The sequence below is a fragment of the Streptomyces sp. NPDC020747 genome (genome assembly GCF_044334695.1).
In the GTDB taxonomy this organism is placed as follows: domain Bacteria; phylum Actinomycetota; class Actinomycetes; order Streptomycetales; family Streptomycetaceae; genus Streptomyces.
The window spans coordinates 1-1,396 of the sequence record NZ_JBIRTJ010000052.1 but is presented as its reverse complement, the minus strand read 5'-3'; the positions used below and the strand labels follow the sequence as shown (position 1 = coordinate 1,396).

Below are 1,396 nucleotides of genomic sequence, written 5' to 3'. Positions count from 1 at the left end.
CAGGGTCATTGCATGATCGGGATCTGTCTGGGTTCGTCAGGTGAGGCCGAGGGCTCGTAGGGGCCGGTGGTAGTCGCGGCCGGTGTGGCGGAGGGCGGCTGCGATGTTGGTCTGGCCGTCCTGGCGGAAGAGGCTGATGGCGAGGTTGCGCAGGGAGGCCATGGCGCGGGGCAGGGTGCCGGTGCGGACCTTGGAGTCGTCCTCGCCGAAGGTGCGGTCCCGGACATGGTGCAGGAGGTTCTCGATGCCCCAATGGCCTCTGATCCAGGTGGCGAGTTCGGTGGAGGTGGCGTCGAAGACGCTCAGGCTGGTGATCAGATGGACGCGCTCGATGGTCAGCTTTCCGGTGCTCAAGTCGCGTCGCCACCGTACGACTTGGATCGCCTGGCGGGCGCCGGGGTAGTCGAGGTGGCTGAACGCGGCAGCCTTGAGCCGGCGGATCTCGTCGCGGTGGTGGGCGTGGTCGCGTGTGCGGTGCCCGAGCGGGATGTCCCGCCAGGGCAGCTCCCTGACCTGGGCATACAAGCCCGGATGGTTTTTCTTCACCACAGCCAAGTAGTGAGCGCCGCAGCCGGTCAGATGGGCCCCGTGACCGTGCTGGGTGTGCAGCGCATCGGTGGTCACTACCGTGTTGCGCAGATCCAGGCCGCTCAGAAGGGGCACGAAGGAGGGGATCTCGTTGCTCTTGGAAGCGACCTGCCGCTGGGCCAGGACCACGCCGTGGTGGTCCATCGCCGCCAGCAGCTGGATCGCCGCGGCCGTTGCCGTTCGCGATCCGCGGACCACCTTGCCGTCGACCGCGATCACTCGTCGCACCGGCCCTCTCTCCGCCTCCGGATCGACCGGGTGCGGTGTTCTGGCCTGCAGATACGCGCTGATCGCCGCGTCCAGCGCGTCACCGTCCACACGCTGCAGCAGGCGGCGCACAGTTGCGGCGTGCGGCACCGGCCGCAGACCGGTGAGTGGATCGGCAGCGAAGCCGAGGATGCCCAGCACGTGCTGCGGGGCATCCGTGATCCACTCGCTGATCGCGATGAGCGAGCGAGCCCCGGTCAGCACCGCCGAGACGGCTGCGCACAGCAACGCGAGGGCCGGATATCGCAGCCCTCGTGCATCGCGGGGATCGGCGACCACGGTCAGGAAACGCCGCAGGTCAGCGACATCGCTTGAGGTGAGGGGATCAGTCGGGGAGCCCAGTCGCTCCCGTGCGGAAGGGATGGGCGATGATGTTCGGGCAGGCACGGTCTCGCTCGGTTCTCATGGGTCTCGACAACCACATGATCACCAGCACCGTGCCTGCTCTGCTCTCCCGGTCCCCTTGCTGCACAACGGACATGACGCCACGTCACTCACGAGACCGGCGAACCGGACCAATCCCAATCACGCAATGCCCCTG

The 1,396-nt window shown here is 67.6% G+C and carries 1 protein-coding gene; it reads right to left on the bottom strand.

Features of this window, described 5'->3' with window-relative positions; genetic code table 11:
• Nucleotides 1–36 precede the first annotated feature (36 nt).
• Entirely contained in the window at nt 37–1,134 is a 1,098-nt protein-coding gene (locus ACH4YP_RS48010; RefSeq protein WP_398497932.1) for an ISAs1 family transposase, read from the bottom strand.
• Nucleotides 1,135–1,396 lie beyond the last annotated feature (262 nt).